Source organism: Gimesia sp., assembly GCF_040219335.1.
Classification (GTDB): Bacteria; Planctomycetota; Planctomycetia; order Planctomycetales; family Planctomycetaceae; genus Gimesia.
Window position 1 is genome coordinate 459,764 of the sequence record NZ_JAVJSQ010000029.1, and the last position, 17,523, is coordinate 477,286.

Sequence of the window (17,523 nt, forward strand, 5' to 3'; positions counted from 1 at the left end):
GTCGTATTCAATTAAAGCAAGAACTAATGCCTCTTTGAGGCTGTATTCTAATAATCATATTATTAAGCAGAATTACTGAGTTTTCTTCGCAAACTTGTAAGGTTCTGTTTGGTATCAGGTAAATTTAATAAGTGATCGAAACAGGGCGTCATCACTTTCAAGAGGAGAAGCAGAACCATGTCCGATGAATCCAGAGACGAGACTGGAGAAAAGAAAGAAGAGAATCAGCTACCGGTATTCTCTGCATTCAAAGGGGTCGGCGGCGATGATGCGCTGGTTGAAGCGTTGAAGCAGGTCATTGATCCCGAATTAAACATCAATATCGTGGATCTGGGACTCGTTTATGAAATTCTTCGGTCGGAAGAAGATCCGTCCAAGGTCACGGTTTCTATGACGTTAACCAGTCCTGCCTGTCCTGCCGGTCCACAGATTATCACGCAGGCCAAGATGGCGCTGGAGAGAGTGGATGATGTGAATGAAGCAACCATCCAACTGACAATGACTCCGCCCTGGTCGCCTGACTTGATGACCGACGACGCCCGAGATGAACTGGGGATTTTCTAGACGCGATGTTTGGCGACGAATGGCTGAATGCTCGCCAGCCATTCCTGTTGCCTGTCTGAACGATGCCGCCGCTCGTTTGGATATAGCCGTGTTCAGCTCATTTTCTTGATCAGGAGTTCTCTGACAACTTTTGCATCAGCTCCTTTGATTTCCCGCATTACCTGGCCAATCAACGCTCCGACCGCAGCCTGTTTGCCGCTCTGGAAGTCGGCGACTGCTTTCTCGTTTTTCGCGACAACAGCCTCGACGATCGCTTCCAGTTCTCCGGTATCTGATACCAGGCCCAAGCCTTTTTCATCAATCACAGCCTGAATTCTCTCGACGCTTGCGGCGTCTTCTTCCAGCAGGACCTGAAATACGGTGCGGGCACTTTTGATTGTGATCTCACTGGCTTCGACCTTCTGGAGTAAGGCTGCCAGCACTTCAGGGCGGATGGGGAAGTCAGCGATCTGACAGCTCCGCTCGTTTAATTCCCGCTGAACGTCCTGAGTGACCCAGTTCGCTGCCTGTTTACCGTTGCCACATCCCTGGGCTACCGTCTCAAAATAGTCTGCAACAGCAAGCCCCTGGTCGATGATGACTGCAGCGTCGTAGGTAGAAAGCCCATAGTCGGCTTCGAAGCGGTTTCTGCGGTTCGCGGGGCGTTCGCAAAGTTCGTTCATAACTTCTTCGCGTTCCGCATCGGTTACCGTAACCGGGGCCAGATCGGGATCCGGGAAGTAGCGATAGTCGGCTGCTTCTTCTTTGCCGCGCTGACCCAGTGTAACCCCTCGGTCTGCGTCCCAGCCCCGAGTTTCTTTGGGGACGTCTTTTATGCTCTGGCCTGTCTTCTGCCATTCTTCCCACTGGCGTCTGACTTCGTACTCGATCGCCTGTTCGACCCCTCGGAAGCTGTTGAGGTTTTTGATTTCGACAATTGGCGTGGCGATCGCATCGCCGTTTTCCTGGTGGATGTGCAGGTTCACGTTGGCATCACAGCGCAGGCTCCCTTCCTGCATATTACAGTCGGAGACGTCAATGTAAGTCAGGAGCAGTTTCAGTTCTTCCAGGTATTTACGTGCTTCCTGTGCCGAACGCAGATCGGGTTCGGAAACAATCTCCACCAGGGGAGTACCACACCGGTTGAGGTCGACTTTACTGTCCTGGCCCCTTCCTGATTCATCGTGACTGTTTTTTCCGGCATCTTCTTCGAGGTGGGCACGGATGATGCCCACTTTTTTCGTTTCACAAGTTTCCGGATCGATTTCGATTTCCAGCCAGCCATTCTGGCTCATGGGGAGATCGTACTGGCTGATCTGATAGGCTTTGGGCAGGTCTGGATAATAATACTGTTTACGGTCCCATTTGGTGAAGGATGGGATTTCACAGTTGATGGCCAGACCGGTTTTCATGCCTAAGCGAAATGCTTCACGGTTCAGCACTGGTAGTGCGCCGGGCAATCCCAGGCAGACAGGGCAGGTCTGTGTGTTGGGCTGGTCCGGGTTAAACTTCGTAGAGCAACCGCAGAAAAGTTTGGTTCTGGTCTGTAACTGCACGTGGACTTCAAGACCGATAATCACCGTATAGTCCATGATGTCACGCTACCCTTTATATCAATGTCTGAGAAATTCAAAATTCGTATTGTCTGGTTTGCCAATAGTTGTTGCGGGTCAGGCTGGTCGTCGCTGGTGCCAGTCTGTTTCCCGTTCGAACATGCGGGCAGCTCGCAGGAGCCGCTCTTCTTCCAGCGGCGGTGCGAGCAGTTGCAGTCCAATTGGTAGCTGGTCCTGGCTCATGCCTGCGGGAATGGAAATGCCGGGAACTCCTGACAGGTTGGCACTGGTGGTGAAAATGTCAGCCAAATACATTGCCAATGGGTCATCGATCAGTTCGCCAATCTTGAAGGCCGGAGTGGGAGTGACCGGCGTGGCAATAATGTCAACATTCTGGAACGCCTGTTCGAAGTCATTGCGGATCAGGCGTCTGACTTTGAGTGCCTTGAGGTAATAGGCATCGTAATAGCCTGATGACAGGGCATAAGTCCCCAGCATGATCCGGCGTTTCACTTCGTCACCAAATGCTTCTCCCCGACTGGCGGCATACATGTCGACCATGTCTTCAAACTGGTCAGCGCGACGCCCGTAGTGCACCCCGTCATACCGGGCGAGGTTACTTGAGGCTTCTGAAGGGGCAATAATGTAATAGGTGGCAACGCAGTATTTCGCGTGTGGTAATTCAATCGGAATCAGTTCCGCGCCCAGAGATTTATAAACATCCAGAGCCGCCTGCGTGGCTGCTTTGACCTCTTGGTTCAGGCCCTCGACATGTTGATCTTCCAAATAGCCGACTTTGAGGTTTTCCAGTGGCTGTTCCAGGTTTGTCGTATACTCGGGGACGGGGGAGTCCAGGCTGGTAGTATCCCGCTGATCTTTTCCTGCAATCACTTCCAGCAGCAGGGCAGCGTCAGTGACGTCTCGTGAAAAGGGGCCGATCTGGTCGAGTGAGCTGGCGAATGCGACCAGGCCATAACGGGAGACGCGGCCATATGTTGGCTTCAATCCCACAACCCCACAAAAGCTGGCTGGCTGACGAATTGAACCACCGGTGTCGCTGCCCAGCGATAGAGGACTGAACCCGGCAGCAACCGCAGCAGCAGAACCACCGCTGGATCCCCCGGCGGCGTGAGCTGTGTTCCAGGGGTTGGCGGTCGTTTTAAAAGCGGAGTTTTCGGTTGAAGAACCCATGGCGAATTCATCGAGGTTGGTTTTGCCAATCAGAATGGCGTCAGCAGCTTTGAGTTGCTCGACGATGTGAGCATCATAGGGTGGCTGAAACTGTTCCAGCATCCGACTGGCACACGTTGTGGCGCTCCCCTTTGAGCAGATGTTGTCTTTAACTGCGACCGGGATCCCCGCCAGCTTTCCCAGCGGTTCACCTGCCTGACGTTTGCGGTCCACTTCGCGAGCTGCATTCAAAGCGGCTTCCTGCTGGATAGAAAGGAATGCATTGATTTCACGATCGCGCTGAGAAATCGCTTCCAGGCAGGCGGCGGTGATCGCTTCGCTCGTGAGTTCTCCCGCGTTCATTTTTGCCAGCAGAGCGCTGGCAGTGGCTGACGTGATTGACATGGGATGTTCGGTCTCCCTGAAAGTTGGAAAGGCCCGACTTGTCAGCAAGTCGGGCCTGGAGATGATTGCTTTGATGTACTCAATGTTCAAGCCGCCGGCCGATTACAGGATCGCGGGTACGAGGAAGTACTTTCCATCGGTCTGGGGAGCATTGGACAGTGCCTGTTCCCGGGGCAGGCTTTCGCGAAGTTCGTCTTCCCGAAAGACGTTGGAGATCTCGATTGCATGCGCCATCGGCTCGACAGACGATGTATCCAACTCATCCAGCATGGCGATGTATTTCAGGACGGACCCCATCTGTGTTCCCAAGGCCTCCAGCTCTGTTTCGGAGAGCTTCAGGCGGGAAAGGCTCGCCACTTTTCCAACTTCTTCACGGTTGAGTTGCGTGCTCATCGTGTGTGGCTTTCAGCAGAAGGGCCTGTTAGGTGGCAGGCAGGCTGAATGGCTTACGAGCGACGGCTTTGGTCACTTTGCCAGAGCGGATGCACTGAGTGCAGACCCGCTGTGTCTGTACGCTGCCACCAACCTGAACCCGGATTTTCTGCAGGTTCGGACGGAATACGCGCTTCGAAACACCGGTTGTCTGACGACCGTTACCACCCAGATACTTATATTTACCACGCTGGCGAACGCGATTACCGATTACGGGAGTTTTGCCACAGGCATCACACTTTTGACCCATTTGTACACTCTTTGTCTATCTAGTGGGTTCTGAAATTATTCAGCTCGAGCTGATTTCAATTGACGTAAAGCGACCGCAGACGAATAGATTCGGCCATTTGAAGAACCCAATAGTATATTTGCCCGGTCTGAGAATGCAACCGATGCTGCTGACTTATCATTTACTGCACCGGGAAAAATTGAAAAATGTGTCCCCAAAATGATTCTGGAGAATTGAAAATTGTACTATTGGGGACAGTTTTTTTGAAATTCGCCCCCATCGCATTCATGACCAGCAGGAATTGAAAATGTGGTAAGTCACTATGGGAAAGTGAGTTACGGAAAATGTGAAAAGGAATCTCTGTGATTGGCACGCGAATCGCATTTGTCTTTATGGCATGAGACATGAGTCGCTTGTGGACAAGTCGACTTTGACTCAGGTAAACCAAACTATGACAACCAGATTCAGTTTAAATAATAAGTAAGGAGTGATGATCATGCTGGTTTTGACACGGAAGTTGGCTGAAGGAATCCGAATTGGTGACGACATCCTGGTGAAAGTGATTCGGACGGGAAAAGGTTCCATCAAAATCGGCATTGATGCACCCGACGACATGCGTGTGGTTCGTGCAGAACTGCTTGACGAGGAAATGGAGATTGAGAGCAAGCCGGTCGTCAAAAGCCTGGGAAAGCATCAGGACAGCGACGGCCTGTCTGAGACCAATACCCTGGGGACGCTGTCTGTCGTCGAGGCAGCCCGTCTGGTTTGTTAATCCATGAACAGATCGCTGCTGACATGGCATTGCCCAGGGGGGGATTTTTACCAGGGTGGTTGTGTTCCGAGGAGTCAAGGCAGCTCTGACGAGTAGTAGCGATGCGGTGAGGAAGAGATGTACGACGAAGCAGGGGACTGTCGTGACAGGAGTGGCTTGGATGGGTTGTTAACGTGAAGTGACAAGTTATTCCGGTTGACTGCAGCTCTTTGCGGGCAGGAAATGATCGAATCCTGATGGTTTTCTGTGTTGTCATTAATTACCGGGTGTTCCAATCTGATGGTCAGTGTGTATGTGGGGTAGGTTGACTGTCATTTGAAGAACACCCGGTAATTTTTTGCGCGCTGGAAAAATAGAGAACAGCTGCCTGGTGGACGCTCCCTGCCAATCGCGATTGACGATTGGCATCTCGAGTGATCATAATCAAATAGAGGGGTTGAGATGCGCTGTAGAACTCATTCACCACTTATCTGACATTAGAAAAGGCGGATTCCGCGATGCCCGTTCACGTAGATTATCTGGTGCTGGGCTTAGGGGGCATGGGGAGCAGTGCCCTGTATCATTTAGCGCGTCGGGGCTTGAAGGTGCTCGGGGTCGAGCAGTTTGGCATCGCCCATGACCGGGGCAGCTCGCACGGTGAAACGCGTATCATTCGCAAAGCATATTTCGAGCATCCCGATTACATCCCTCTCCTGCAGCGGGCTTATACTCTGTGGGAAGATCTCGCGCAGGAATCCGGAAAGTCGCTGTTGAATCTCTGTGGTTTGATGGTCGCCGGTCCTCCTGAAGGCGATGTCATTAAAGGAGTGCATCTCGCCGAGGAGAGGCACGACGTCCAGGTGGAAACACTGGAGACTGCCGAGGCACGGAGACGCTTCCCCGGCTTTCAGCTTCCAGAAGGCTTTGAAGTCACATTTGAACCCGAGGCTGGTTTCCTGCGCGTCGAGGACTGTGTGCAGGCTCACATGGATTGTGCACTCGCTCAAGGTGCACAGATTGTGTTGCACGAGCCCATTGAATCGTTACTTGTGACTGAAACAGAAATCGAGATTCAGACGGCAAATCAGCACTGGGTGGCTGAGGGCGTAATTGTCACTGCGGGGGCCTGGGCTGGTGAATGTCTCAAGGACCTGCAGCTTCCACTGGAAGTTGCCCGCAAGGTACTGTTCTGGAATCCGGTTCAGAGTCCGGTATACAATTTGGACCAGGGAGGATGCGGTTTCCTCTGCCAGATGCCCTTTGGCGAGTTTTATGGTTTCCCTTCGCTGGATGGGAAAACGGTTAAGCTGGCGGAGCATACCGGTGGTGACCTGGTGACCGATCCGACCAACGTGAACCGGGAGCTTCAAGAGGCGGACTCCACGTCTGTCAGCCGTTTTGTGGGCGAAGTGATGTCAGGGCTGAGCCCTGAACCCGAGCGGCACGCCGTCTGTATGTATACACGTTCTGCCGACAGACACTTTATTATTGATCAGCATCCCCGGAACCAGCGGCTGGTATATGGAGCCGGTTTTTCAGGGCACGGATTTAAATTCGCCTCGGTGATGGGCGAAATCCTGGCCGATCTGGTGACCGAGGGAAAAACCAGTCACCCGATCGATTTTCTGAGAGCGGGGCGATTTCAGAAAGAAGACACCTAGTCAGCTGGACTGGCGGGGAGGATGTGTCCCATTTTATCCCGTTTGGTCTGCAGGTAGAATTCTCGATCTTTGTGTGGCGGTGCTACAATCGGCACCTGCTCTACCACTTCCAGATTGAATCCGGTGTAGACATCGGAATCGGTCTTCTTGGGATTGTTCGTCAGCAGCCGGACTCGAGTCAGTCCCAGATCTTTGAGGATCTGCACTCCCACGGTGAAGTCGCGGCTGTCCGCTTTAAAGCCGAGCTGGATATTGGCTTCAACAGTGTCATATCCTTCGTCCTGCAATACGTAGGCTTTCAGCTTGGGGATTAATCCAATGCCACGGCCCTCCTGCGGGAGATATACTACAGCACCGGTTTTTTCGCGACAGATTGCGTCCATTGCCATGTGCAACTGGTCGCCACAGTCGCAGCGAAGCGAATCCAGCAGGTCCCCGGTAAAGCAGGATGAATGCATACGGATCAGGGGCGCTTCCACGGATGAGAGATCGCCCCAGACCAGCGCCACAGGTTGCTGACCTTCATGCTCTACAGAGTAACCAATAACCTGGACAGTACCATAATTCTTGGTATTAATAGGAACTTCAACTTCGCGGTGAACCAGTTTTTCGCTGATGTAGCGATGTCGGATCACCTCGGCGGTGGAAATGATGGGGATGTCAAACTCTTCAGAAATCTCTTTGAGTTCCTCGGCATCCGCCATGCCGAACCCCTTTTGGCTCAATATTTCAATCAGCACACCAACCGGTTTCATGCCTGCCATCTGTAAGAGATCGCCTGTAGCTTCAGTGTGACCGGCTCGACGGAGAATTCCGCCCTGTTTGGCAAGCAGGGGGTGAATGTGCCCCGGACGGACAAAGTCGCTGGCCTGGGCGTTCTCATCACTGAGTGCCTTGATTGTAATGGCACGGCACTCAGCACTGACTCCGGTGCCACTGTCCTTGTGGTCGATGGGAATCAGAAACTGGGTCTGGTTGGGGGCCGTATTTTCTTCAGGGCCGACAATCGGGTTTAACTGCAGGCGGTTTGCAACCTCTTCGGGCAGCGAAACGCAAAGCTCGCCGCTCCCATATCGCAGCAGGAACTGCACGATTTGAGGTGTGATTGCCTCAGCGGCGACAATGAAATCCCCTTCGTTTTCCCGCTCGCTGGAGTCCGTCACAATGACCGGTTTACCTGCCTGCAACTGTTTGAAGACACGCTGGATTTTGGGAAGCGGGGAATCTTGTTTGGTAGAATCAGACATGGGAGTGCTTCAATGCCGCCAGTAATTGAAAAAATGTGGAATCTTAAAAAATTCTCCTGCAGAAAGATCTGACAGGAAAATCTATGCTAACTTTATTCTATAGAAGTGTGTTTGACTGGCAATCATAGAAATCCGCTTTTTGTCAGAACGCTTTGATTCAAACTGAAAAATGGAGTTTCGCCCCTGTTTTAAAGAGGGGAGACTTTGGTCTGGATCTGCCACCCGGGAGATTTCAACTGGTTATACCAGTCATGACGCTTTCCGTTGTGTCTGAGTTCAGTTTGACTTGTTTCAGATTCAAGTGTGTTCATATGTTCGTAAATATATGAGAAGCGGTTTTAAAATATTGACAATTCAATCAACTTTGATACATTGAAGTATTAGGAAAACTCTGTTAAGAAATTAGAGTGCTCCTGCCCGCAACAATTAGCCAGACGGTGAGGACTGTCTGGTGAACTTACCTAAAAAAGCTTACCTGACCAAAACCAACCAAAGCGTTTGCCATAATCAATCGTAATTGAGAGTAGCGTCTGCCTGAGATCTCGCAAACTGGATTGCCGACAGACCTCATCAAAGAACAACTCAGTCACACAGGAGTTTGACGTATGGACTTCCGAATTCAAGGCTCTCGGACCCCTCAGATCCTTATGCTCAGCGGCGTGCTGGTCCTGTTGCTTGCCAGTGGGGCAGGTATTACAGAAGTTCACGCTGCCACCGCAGAAAAAGCAAAAGTGGATTTCAAGGAACTCCAGATCGGTCCGCATGCAGGTGGTTTTGAAAAACTGCAACTGCGGGGGCCGGACTCACGTCAGCAGGTCATTGTGACCGGCGTGCTGCCGACTGGCAAACTGCTGGATGTGACTCGTGACGTCACCTTCAAAGTTGCCAACCCGGAAATGGCAACGATTTCCAGCGACGGCTATCTCACTCCACTGAAAGATGGCGAGACCAGCTTGGTCGCGACATCGAAAGATGGCAAGACCGCTTCGATTCCTGTCGCCATCAGTGGCATCGCGACTCCGGATGCCATCAACTTCAAAAACCAGGTTGTGCCCATCTTTACCAAGTTGACCTGTAACAGTGGTGGCTGCCATGGTAAGGCCAGTGGCCAGAATGGATTCAAACTGTCACTTCTCGGTTTTTATCCTGAAGATGATTATGAGTTCCTAGTAAAAGAAGGCCGCGGTCGTCGTCTGTTTCCAACTTCACCAGCGGAAAGCCTGCTGTTGATGAAGGGAACTGGTGTGACTCCTCATGGAGGCGGAAAGCTGGTTAAACAGGATTCATACGAATATCGACTGCTCTACCGTTGGATTGAGCAGGGCATGCCTTACGGGAATGAAAGTGACCGGAGCGTTGCTTCAATCAAATGCTATCCTCCTACTCGTACCATGGGCCAGGAAGAAGAACAGCAGATTTCAGTCATCGCGACTTACTCAGATGGTTCTACAGAAGACGTGACCCGGATGGCTCTGTTTGAAGCCAACGATACGGAAATGGCCGAAGTCAACAAAACCGGTCTGGTCAAAACATTGAAGCTCTCTGGTGAAGTCGCCATCATGGCACGTTATCAGGGCCAGGTCTCTACCTTCCGTGCTACAATTCCCCTGGGTATCGAAGTAGCAAATCTTCCGGAAAAGAAGAATCTGATCGACGAGGCCGTATTTGGTAAACTGAAAGAACTGGGTATTCCACCTTCACCAGTTGCCGATGATGCGACCTTCATGCGTCGCGTGTATATCGATATCACAGGCGGTACTCCGAGTGAAGACGAAGTAAAGAGCTTCCTGGCCGACAAGGATCCTGCCAAGCGGGATAAGCTGATTGATAAATTGATCGACAGCCCTGCCTATGCGGATTACTTTGCCAACAAGTGGAATATGGTTCTGCGGAATAAAAAACTGCAGCCCGTTGATATCGCTGGTACCAACGCCTTCTATCAGTGGATCTGGGACAGCCTTTACGAAAACAAGCCTTATAACGAATTCGTCGGTGACATTCTCTCCGCTTCTGGTGAGTTCCGTCAGAATCCGGCTGTAGTCTGGTATCGTGAAGTAAATACAGTTGAAGAGCAGGTTGAAGATACCGCCCAGTTATTCCTGGGTCTGCGTATTCAGTGTGCCCGTTGTCATCACCATCCCTTCGAAAAATGGAGCCAGGATGACTACTATGGTCTGGCTGCCTTCTTCAGTCGGGTGGGTAGCAAGGATCCCACTATTGGTTCAATTGGAACCCGTGGATTCCGCGACAAGCGCGTGTACCACAAAGAAGGGGTTGCGACAGCCAAGAATATCCGTTCTGGTGAAAGCCTGAAGCCAACCGCGCTGGGAATGCAGCCCATGGAAATCAGTCCGGAACGTGATCCCCGTGTCGCTCTGGTACAATGGCTTTCACGGACGGACAATCCGTTCTTCGCGAAAGCATTGGTTAACCGCTACTGGAAACATTTCTTCGGTCGCGGCATTGTTGAGCCTGAAGATGATATGCGGGCCACAAATCCACCTGCAAACCCCGAACTGCTGGATGGTCTGGCCAAACACTTTGTGGAGAGTGGTTTTGACCTGAAAGAACTGGTACGTCAGATTTGTCGTTCTAATGCTTACCAGCTCAGTTCTCTTCCCAACGAATATAACCTGAAAGACAAACAGAACTTCTCCCGTTATTACCCCAAACGACTTACAGCAGAAGTGCTGTATGATGTCTTCCATCAGGTAACGAACTCCTCGCAGCGATTCTCTGGTCTGCCCGCTGAAACTAAGGCAATTCAGATTACCGATGCGACTTCTGCTCCTTACTTCCTCAAGGTGTTCGGTCAGCCACAGGCAGATACTGCCTGCGAGTGCGAACGTTCTCAAAGTGCCAACCTGGCTCAGAGTCTGCACCTGTTGAACAGTAAGGAAGTCCAGGACAAAATCACCGGTGCTTCCGGTCGGGCTGCCATGCTTGCCAAGGATACGAAACGTACCGATGAAGAAAAGGTCAATGAATTGTATCGCTGGGTTTATGCCCGTGCTCCTAAGGATGAAGAAATGAAATTTGCTCTGTCCTACATCGCACGGCATAAAGAGAAACCACAGATCGCCTACGAAGATATTATCTGGGCGCTGATCAACACTAAAGAATTTCTGTTTAACCACTAAATTGGAATTCTGATAAATCTCTCTGAAATTTAAGCTGACAGCCATTTTAGGTTTAGACAGGGGCTGTCAGCTTTTTTAGAATAAAGTTCAGTAATCCCAGACTGACGGAATCCACTCTCGTTGGTATGGGTACCCTCCTGATATCCTCCCGAAACTTCCATCCAGAAAATTGGTAGCAGTATCATGACGCATACGCGATTTTTTGACGGACGTCGTTTAGTTGCGAAGCTCGTTTGTTTTCTTGCTGCAGGGATTGGAACGTTTTCCTTAATGAATCCGCCCACTGCAGAGGCACAGTTACCTCAGACAACCATCTATGCTCTGTTCCCAACGGGAGGGCAGAAAGGCCAGACCGTTGAAGTGCGGGTGACCGATGGTAAGGATCTGGACGAACTGGACGGCCTTTGGTTCAGTCATCCCGGCATCAACGCCGTTGCAAAAACTCAGGACAGCAATGGGAAGAAGATTCCCGTTGCTAATACCTTCCTGGTGACGATCGGAAAAGATGTACCTGCAGGCGTCTATGATGTGCGGGCACATGGACTGTTCGGTATTAGTAACCCTCGATCATTTGTCGTAGGGGATCTTCCGGAAAAAGCGGAAGCCGAACCCAATAATACACCGGCACAACCAACGGCAATGGCCATGGATTCGGTCATCAATGCGACTCTGCAAAGTGCAACTGATGTCGATTACTTCTCTTTTCCCGGTAAAAAGGGAGAGAAGGTTTCCGTCAACTGTCGGGCAGCACGCATCGATTCTCCAATGGTGGCGCTTGTGGAAGTCTATGGGCCCGATCAGCGGCGTCTGGTCAGCGAACGTGATACGTTCCGTCACGACCCCTATATCAACCTGACTCTGCCTCAGGATGGAACTTATCTGGTGAAAGTGCATGACCTGACTTATTCAGGTGGAGCTCAGTATATTTATCGTCTGGGAGTTCATAAAAAACCGCACATCGAATTCATCATGCCTCCTTCAGGTACGCCGGGAGCCACGGAGCAGTTCACTCTGTATGGTTATAACCTGCCAGGCGGAAAACTCTCGGACTGGAGTATTGATGATAAACCACTCCAGGAAGTGCAGGTGTCCGTCGCGCTGCCCGCGAAAGCCACTACACTCGAAATGGGAGAACAGGGCTTTCCACATGAAGTCAGTGCCGATGGTTTCTCGTATGTCTGGAATTCACCCGCCGGAAGTTCTAACCCTGTGACAATCTATTTTGCTGATGGCAAAATTATTCGGGATGAACAGACCAAAGAAGAAACTCTGACTCTGCCCGGTGAATTTGTCGGTCAGTTTGAAGCTAAGAATGACACCGACGCGTTCCGGTTTCAGGGGAAAGCAAAACAGAAATATTCCATTGAAGTCTTTGGTCAGCGAAACGGAATCGTCATGGATCCGGTGATTGTCGTTGACCAGGTAATCAAAGATAAAGACGGCAAAGAGACTTTCAAGCGGATTGCGAACGTTGGAGCCACCAGCGTCTTTCCTGATCTGGGAGACAAACTGTTCGACACACGCACGGACGATCCTTATTACCTGTTTACTGCACCTGCAGATGGGGAGTACCGGGTCACTCTGCGGGACCTGCAGTTCGAGACACGCGGTCATCCCCGGATGGTTTATCGAGCAGTCATTCGCGAACCCAAGCCGGACTTCCGTCTGGCGGCGTTGCCCCTGTATCCCCAGGCGGTAAATACAGGGGGTGCTCCAGCCGGGATCACCTTACGCAAAGGGGATTCATTCAAGATCGACATCATGGCGCTCAAGCAGGATGGTTTCAACGAGACGATCGAACTTTCAGTCAAAGGACTGCCTGCCGGAGTTACCTGTAAAGCAGCCACGATTGGTCCCGGAGACAATACCGCGGAAATGATTCTCACAGCAGACGAATCTGCCAAGCCGTGGTCAGGACCGATTGAAATCGTGGGGACTGCAACTGGCGCTGATTCCCAAAAACTGGAACGAGTTGCCCGAGCTGCTACAGTTTTGCGTCCCGTTGCTAATAATATTCGTGCGGAAGCCCGCATTGCCCGCTCACTGGTGCTGTCCGTGATTGATGAAGTCGCCCCCTATCAGGTGGTTGCCGATGTTGCTGAAGTCAAAGCACATCAGGGACGTCAGATCCTGGTACCCGTCAAAGTTCTGAAGCGGACCGGTTTTGATGAAGCTGTCGCCCTGGCATGGAATGGAGTTCCCAAGAACAGCAACATCACAACGCAAAACAAAACGATCGCCAAAGGCAAGCAGGACGAACTCTTCCAGGTATTCGTCAAAGAAAATGCGAAACCCGGGGTTTATACCACCTACCTGCAATCAACAGTCGACGTTTCTTATCGGCGGAATCCCGCGCAGGTTGATGAAGCCAAAAAAGAGCAGGCCGAAGCAGACAAAAAACTGAAAGATGCGCAAGCTGCTCTGGCTGCTGCGAAGAAAAAACGGGAAGAAATCGCCAAGGCCTCTGACAAAACAGCAGAACAGAAAAAGATAGAGCAGGCCAAGGCTGATGAAGAAATCAAAATCGCGGATGCACAGGTGAAAGCCGCTGATGCTGCGAAGAAAGCCGCTGATAAGAAGGTGGCGGATGCCGAAAAGGCTGCCGCACCTAAGAAAATTAAAGTCTACGCACCTTCGACACCGCTTGTGATCCGAGTACAGCCTGCACCGGTGACTCTGAGTCTGAATGTGCCGGGTGGGGGAGCTCTTAAAAAAGGAGCTTCCATCGATGTCAAAGCAACGATCAAGCGTATCAACGATTTTAAAGGACCGGTCGAGCTGACCTTGCCTCTCCCTCCGGGAGTGACCGGGGTTACCGCAGAGACTGTGCAGATACCGGCCGATAAAACGGAAGTTACCATTCCAATTAAGGCTGCTGCAGATGCCACTGAAGGCGATCTGGCGAATATGGTTGTGCGTGCTAAGGCTGACTTCTCAGGAGAAGCACTGGTAGACGCACCCATTAAGCTGAAAGTGACCAAGTAAGAAATCCAAACTTATAGAGATTCCAATACAGACAGTTGTTTGTTTACAGCTGTTGAAACAGTGATATCAGAGGGGCATGTTATGCGGAACCGGTTTGCCAGTTTAGGTGTGATGTTGGCTGCAGTCTTTGTTGCCACCAGTGTGGCAGTGGCGGAAGAAAAGCCGATCAAACCAGAAAAAGTCGATTTAGGCCGTCCTGTCAGCTTTGAAAAGGATGTCTTTCCCATTCTGGATGCAAACTGCATCGCCTGTCATAACGTTGCCAAAAAAGAGGGCTCACTCGTTCTGGAGAACGTTGAAGACCTCATCAAAGGGGGCGACAGTGGTGCTTCCGTCGTTCCCGGCAAGCCGGACGACAGCTACCTCTATCAGGTTGCTTCCCGTACCGAAGAGAGCTTCATGCCGCCACTTCCAAACAAAGTTGGCGCCAAGGCACTGACTCCCAAAGAAGTCTGGATTCTGCGTCAGTGGATTCTTGAAGGGGCTAAATCCAGCGGCAAGTCGGCTGATGCCGGAGTTGCCTGGCAGTCACTACCCCCGGGATTGAACTCGATTTACAGTACCGCACTTTCACCCTGGGCCCGTTATGCAGCCGTTGGTCGGGCAAACCGAATTGCCATTTACGATCTGGCTGCTGGTAGTGAAGTCGCCGTCCTGAATGATCCAGCATTGTTGAAACTGCAGAAAGACGGTAAACCCTTCTATCCGCAGGGAGCCGCTCATCGTGACTTTGTTCATTCACTGGCATTTAACAACGATGGCAGCCTGCTCGCCTCAGGTGGGTATCGCGTTGTTAAGCTCTGGAAAAAATCACTGGGGAATGTGGTCAAGAAAGTAGATCTGCCTGCTGCTGTGACCGGGATTGCTCTCAATGCGGACCGAAGCGTTCTGGCGGTTGCAACCGCTGACAATACAGTTTCACTCTGGAAACTGCCTGAAGGAACGAAGCTGATCGATCTCAAAGGGCACACAGGAGCCGTTCAGGGACTGGCTTTCACTCCCGATCGTTCTAAAGTTGTGACCTCCTCGGCTGATCAGAGCCTGCGGGTCTGGAATGCGGCCGATGGAAAACAGATTTCAACCATGAAAACTCCTGCGGTAATCAGCGCCCTGACCGTCAGTAAAGACGGTTCACAGGTGATTGCCGGTAGTGCCAATAACAGCATTTACGTCTGGCCTATGACGATTCCTGCTCCCAAAGAAGGGGAGAAGGCTCCGGAAACACCCGCTCCCCTGTTTGAACTAAAAGGACATGCAAAACCAGTCTCGTCTTTGAAACTGGTCCTGCCCGCCGGTACACAACTTGTCTCTGGTAGTGAAGACGGTACGGTGCGTGTCTGGGATCTGGCTGGTAAGAAGCAGATTCGTTCAATCAGCCATGGTGCTCCTGTGACTGATGTTGATGTCAGTCCAGATGGGAAAAACCTTGTTTCTGTCTCAGTCAACGGTACCGGTAAAATCTGGCAGTTGAGTGATGGCAAAATGCTGAAAGAGTTCCGTGGAGACTTGAGTAAGGAACGTCAGCTGGTACTGGCAACCGAAACACAGACCGTTACCAAACAGCAAGTGGCCCTGGCAGATGCCGCCGTCAAGGCAGCAGACAAGAACGTTAAGGACCGTGAAGCAGAGTTGAAAAAACGGAATGAAGAACTGGATGCTGCGAAAAAAGCACTTCCGGAAGCCAAGAAGAAATCCGATGAAGCTGCCCAGAAATTGAAAGCGGCTCAGGATGAACTGGCCAAGCTGATTGCTGATCATAAGAAGAAAGGTGAAGACGCTGTCAAAGCTGCGGCTGCACTGAAGGCAGCTGCGGATAAAGCAGTTGCTGATGCAGAAGCCAAGCTGAAAACGACCAATGAGCAGAATCAGCAGGCGATTGCCGCTGTTCAGAAAGAAGTCGATGCTGCCAAGAAGGCCCTGGATGCAGCTAATGCGACCAAACCCGATCCAGCGGATAAAGAAGGCGAGCAGAAAAAGAAGGACGCCGTCGCAAAAGCTCAGGTAGACTTCGATACAGTTCAGAAAAAGCTGACAGCTGCTCAGCAGAAAAAGACCAACGATGAAAAGACCGTGACACAGGCAATCCAGACAGCCAAACAGGCTGTGCCCAAAGCGGATGCCGCGGTTGTTGCTGCGAAGAAACTGGCTGAGTCTAAACCGGATACCAAAGCTGCCGATAAAAAAGTTGCTGATGCAGATGCTGCAGCCAAGAAAGAGGCGGAAGCGGTTACTGCAGCAGAAAAGAAGATTACCTCTGCAGAGCGCTCGGTCAAAGTGGCTGAAAGTACTCTGACCAAAATTAAAGGTCAGCTGACAGAACGGACTAATGAAAAGACCTCCTTGGATGAAACAGCCAAGAACGTCGACGCTGCCCTCGAAGAAGCGAAAAAACAGGCTGCTGTGCTGACGCCGATCAAGTCTGTTGCATTCTCTGAAGATGGGAAGCAGGTAGTCACTGGCGATGACAGCCAGCAGGTTAGACTGTGGAGTGTCGAGTCGGGTAAAGAGCTGGATACTCTCTCTGGTCACACGGGAGCGATTTCTGCTGTTGCTTACACAACACGAACCACTGTTGCTTCCGGTAGTGTTGATAAGAGCATTCTGATCCAGAGCATTCAACCTGTCTGGTCTCTGATTGCTCAACTGGGAGCCGATCCCAAAGATTCCAGCAAAGTAGGCGCTTCCCCCATTTCTAATCGGGCACTCTGTCTGGATTTCAGCCCGGATGGCAAACTGCTGGCCGTCGGTGGGGGAGATCCGTCACGAAGTGGTGAGGTCATCCTGTTTGATGTCGCCTCCGGCAGTGTAGTGAAAAAACTGGGAGATGCTCATAGTGATACCGTTTTGGGAATCCGCTTCTCCCGTTCTGGAAAGCAATTACTCACCGGTGCAGCTGATAAGTTTGTCAAAATCTTTGATGTCGCATCCGGGAAATTCGTGAAATCATTCGAAGGTCATACCCACCATGTGCTGGACGTGGCCTGGAAAGCGGATGAATCCACAATCGTGAGTGCGGGTGCAGATAACGTGATCAAAGTCTGGAATATCGAGACCGGCGAACAGAAGCGTACGATTTCAGGTTATTCCAAGCAGGTCACCTCAATCGCATTTATGGGACTGGGTGACAACATCATCAGCGGTGGCGGAGACAAGACCGTTCGGATGCACCTGACGACTAACGGCTCTAATTTCCGCAATCTGAGCGGATCTACTGATTACGTTTACAGCGTCGCATCCAGCCGGGATGAAACGGTTGCGATAGCCGGTGGTGAAGATGGCGTCCTGCGGGTCTGGGATGCCAAAACGGGTAAACTGCTCCATAGCTTTAATCCGCCTCCCGTTCCTCAGGAACAGCAGGCCAGTGCCGGTAAATAATACTCAGCCTGACTGATTTCGCTGCTTTTTCC

At 51.4% G+C, this 17,523-nt stretch carries 11 protein-coding genes; 6 read left to right on the forward strand and 5 right to left on the reverse strand.

Annotated elements, in window-relative coordinates:
- Positions 1–177 precede the first annotated feature (177 nt).
- Positions 178–564, forward strand: coding sequence for a metal-sulfur cluster assembly factor (locus tag RID21_RS23655; RefSeq protein ID WP_145037367.1), 387 nt, complete (start codon positions 178–180; stop codon positions 562–564).
- A 92-nt stretch (positions 565–656) separates the two neighbouring features.
- On the opposite strand, the gene gatB is transcribed toward RID21_RS23655, so the two are convergent.
- From gatB to rpmB, 4 genes are all read right to left on the reverse strand, one after another.
- Complete coding sequence (gene gatB / locus RID21_RS23660; RefSeq protein ID WP_350193195.1) at positions 657–2,135, reverse strand: Asp-tRNA(Asn)/Glu-tRNA(Gln) amidotransferase subunit GatB; 1,479 nt, start codon at positions 2,133–2,135, stop codon at positions 657–659.
- A 78-nt stretch (positions 2,136–2,213) separates the two neighbouring features.
- Positions 2,214–3,671, reverse strand: coding sequence for an Asp-tRNA(Asn)/Glu-tRNA(Gln) amidotransferase subunit GatA (gene gatA / locus RID21_RS23665; RefSeq protein WP_350193197.1), 1,458 nt, complete (start codon positions 3,669–3,671; stop codon positions 2,214–2,216).
- Between the two features lie 102 nt (positions 3,672–3,773).
- Entirely contained in the window at positions 3,774–4,064 is a 291-nt protein-coding gene (gene gatC, locus RID21_RS23670) for an Asp-tRNA(Asn)/Glu-tRNA(Gln) amidotransferase subunit GatC (protein WP_350193199.1), read from the reverse strand.
- A gap of 28 nt (positions 4,065–4,092) precedes the next feature.
- Positions 4,093–4,353 (reverse strand): 50S ribosomal protein L28, encoded by a 261-nt coding sequence (rpmB, locus tag RID21_RS23675; protein ID WP_145037375.1) that lies wholly within the window; start codon positions 4,351–4,353, stop codon positions 4,093–4,095.
- A gap of 475 nt (positions 4,354–4,828) precedes the next feature.
- Here rpmB and RID21_RS23680 point away from each other — a divergent pair, with 475 nt between their 5' ends.
- Positions 4,829–5,104, forward strand: coding sequence for a carbon storage regulator (locus RID21_RS23680; protein WP_350193201.1), 276 nt, complete (start codon positions 4,829–4,831; stop codon positions 5,102–5,104).
- A gap of 497 nt (positions 5,105–5,601) precedes the next feature.
- On the forward strand, positions 5,602–6,744 hold the full coding sequence (solA, locus tag RID21_RS23685; RefSeq protein ID WP_350193203.1) for an N-methyl-L-tryptophan oxidase: 1,143 nt from the start codon (positions 5,602–5,604) through the stop codon (positions 6,742–6,744).
- Here solA and ribA read toward each other — a convergent pair.
- On the reverse strand, positions 6,741–7,991 hold the full coding sequence (ribA, locus tag RID21_RS23690; RefSeq protein ID WP_350193205.1) for a GTP cyclohydrolase II: 1,251 nt from the start codon (positions 7,989–7,991) through the stop codon (positions 6,741–6,743). The genes solA and ribA overlap by 4 nt on opposite strands.
- Before the next feature lie 605 nt (positions 7,992–8,596).
- Between ribA and RID21_RS23695 the strand changes: the two genes are divergently transcribed.
- The 3 genes from RID21_RS23695 to RID21_RS23705 all read left to right on the forward strand — a co-directional run bounded on the left by RID21_RS23695 (position 8,597) and on the right by RID21_RS23705 (position 17,491).
- On the forward strand, positions 8,597–11,131 hold the full coding sequence (locus tag RID21_RS23695; protein WP_350193207.1) for a DUF1549 domain-containing protein: 2,535 nt from the start codon (positions 8,597–8,599) through the stop codon (positions 11,129–11,131).
- Between the two features lie 270 nt (positions 11,132–11,401).
- The gene (locus RID21_RS23700; protein ID WP_350193209.1) at positions 11,402–14,116 is read left to right on the forward strand and encodes a hypothetical protein; all 2,715 of its coding nucleotides are present in this window, start codon (positions 11,402–11,404) and stop codon (positions 14,114–14,116) included.
- An 81-nt stretch (positions 14,117–14,197) separates the two neighbouring features.
- Entirely contained in the window at positions 14,198–17,491 is a 3,294-nt protein-coding gene (locus RID21_RS23705; RefSeq protein ID WP_350193211.1) for a c-type cytochrome domain-containing protein, read from the forward strand.
- Positions 17,492–17,523: the final 32 nt, after the last annotated feature.